At 72.2% G+C, this 2151-nt stretch carries 2 protein-coding genes; both read right to left on the bottom strand.

Going from position 1 to position 2151, the window contains the following annotated elements; genetic code table 11:
- Positions 1 to 112: 112 nt before the first annotated feature.
- Positions 113 to 397, bottom strand: a complete 285-nt coding sequence (locus FV223_RS25955; RefSeq protein ID WP_147729634.1) for a hypothetical protein — start codon at positions 395 to 397, stop codon at positions 113 to 115.
- A 95-nt stretch (positions 398 to 492) separates the two neighbouring features.
- On the bottom strand, positions 493 to 1884 hold the full coding sequence (argH, locus tag FV223_RS25950; protein WP_147729633.1) for an argininosuccinate lyase: 1392 nt from the start codon (positions 1882 to 1884) through the stop codon (positions 493 to 495).
- Between the last annotated feature and the right edge of the window lie 267 nt (positions 1885 to 2151).

Here is a 2151-nt window from a genome sequence, read left to right as displayed (position 1 = left end):
CCGAGGGCTCGGTCGGCGCGACACCGGCACCGGACGCGGGAGTCATGAAGCCTGCGCGCCGCTTCGGCAAGATGGGGTCTCGGGCCGCCCGGATCGGCGCCGCCCGGCGCCGTCAGCCGGCGTGGATCTCGGCGGCGGCGTTCTGGGCCGCCATCGCCGCGACCGGCAGAGCCGGCGCCTCGCCGAGGTCGATCCGCACCGGGGGTTGCGGCGCGGTCGGCGCGGGGGCCGGCTTGGGCTGGGGATCGTTGTAGGGCGTGTTGTAGCCCTTGCGCACGGCGGCCCAGTAGGCGTCGCGCGCGAGGCCGGAGCCGACGAGGGCCGCGTCGATCATCGCGGTGGCGGTGGCGGCGAGTGCCGGGGTCTCTTCCGGCTTCGTCCAACTCTCGACGGGCATGCTCGCGGTCTCCGATGCGCTTGCGCCGCTGTAGCAGGGCTTACCTAGCTAGACCGTGAACGCGCCAGGCGGCTTTCGGTTGCTGTGCACCATTTTCAGGCAGCCGGCTCCGCGAGCCGCGCGAGCCAGCCCTCGGCCTGCGCGCGGACGTTGGCCGGGGCGGTGCCGCCGAAGCTGACCCGGCTCGCCACCGAGTTCGCGACGCCCAGCACCGCGTAGACCGCCTGCGTGATCTGCGGCTCCGCCTCCTGCATCTCGGGCAGCGACAGCGCCTCCAGCCCGACGCCCTTGGCCGAGGCCATGCCGACGAGGCGGCCGGTGACGTGGTGCGCCTGGCGGAACGGCAGCCCGAGCTCGCGCACCAGCCAGTCGGCGAGGTCGGTCGCGGTGCTGTAGCCGGAGCCCGCGGCCCGCGCGAGAACCTCCGCGTTCGGCTCGAGGTCGCGGACCATGCCGGTCATCGCGGCCAGGCACAGCGACAGCGCCTGCAGCGCGTCGAAGGTGCCCTCCTTGTCCTCCTGCATGTCCTTCGAATAGGCCAGCGGCAGGCCCTTCATCACCGTGAGCAGGCCCATCAGCGCGCCGACGATGCGCCCGCTCTTGGCCCGCACCAGCTCCGCCGCGTCGGGGTTGCGCTTCTGCGGCATGATCGACGAGCCGGTGGTGTACCCGTCCGACAGCTTGACGAAGTCGAACTGCGCCGAGGTCCACACCACGAGCTCCTCGGCGAAGCGCGAGAGGTGGATCGCGCAGATCGAGGCGGCCGAGAGCGATTCGAGGGCGAAGTCGCGGTCGGCGACGGAGTCGAGGGAGTTCGCCGTCGGGCGGTCGAAGCCCAGCGCCGCGGCCGTGGCGTGCCGGTCGATCGGGAACGAGGTGCCGGCGAGCGCGGCCGCGCCCAGCGGGCACTCGTTGAGCCGGGCGCGCGCATCGCGGAAACGGCCGCGGTCGCGCGCCAGCATCTCGACATAGGCGAGGCAATGGTGCCCGAAGGTGACCGGCTGGGCCGATTGCAGGTGGGTGAAGCCCGGCATCACCGTGCCGGCATGGGCCAGCGCCTTCTCCGCCAGCGCCCGCTGTAGCCCGGCGGCCTGCGCGTCGAGGTTGTCGAGGGTGTCGCGCACCCACAGCTTCATGTCGGTGGCGACCTGGTCGTTGCGCGAGCGCGCGGTGTGCAGGCGCCCGGCGGCCGGGCCGACGATCTCGGTCAGCCGGCTCTCGACCGACATGTGGATGTCTTCGAGCTCGCGCTTGAACACGAAGCCGCCGGACTCGATCTCCGCCTGCACGGCCTTGAGGCCGCCCTCGATGGCTGCCACATCGTCGGTCGGCAGGATGCCCTGGGCGCCCAGCATCGCGACATGCGCCAGCGAGCCGCGGATGTCCTGGGGGGCGAGGCGCTTGTCGAATCCGATGGAGGCGTTGATCTCCTCCATGATCTCGGCGGGGCCGCTCGCGAAGCGTCCGCCCCACATCCGGTTGCTCATGGTCTTCCCGATCCTTCCGCTCGCGCTCGAGCATTCCCCGTGATCCCGCGATCACGGGGAATGCGCCCGCCTCTCGTGTGGTCGCATTCTCTTCACGCGCGCCGGCATCCGCCGCGCTCGAAAATGCTCTGGGGTACGCAACGATGATGCCTGGACGATTGATGGGCGCCGCGATCGGCGCCGGCCTCGTCACCGCCTTGGCCGCCGGCCTCGCCCTATACGGGACCGGTGCGGGGCCCGGCAACGCCCCCGCGCCCTGTGCCGCCT

The organism is Methylobacterium sp. WL116, assembly GCF_008039455.1.
In the GTDB taxonomy this organism is placed as follows: domain Bacteria; phylum Pseudomonadota; class Alphaproteobacteria; order Rhizobiales; family Beijerinckiaceae; genus Methylobacterium.
The sequence above is the reverse complement of the archived record's forward strand: the minus strand, read 5'-3'. Positions and strand labels throughout refer to the sequence as shown.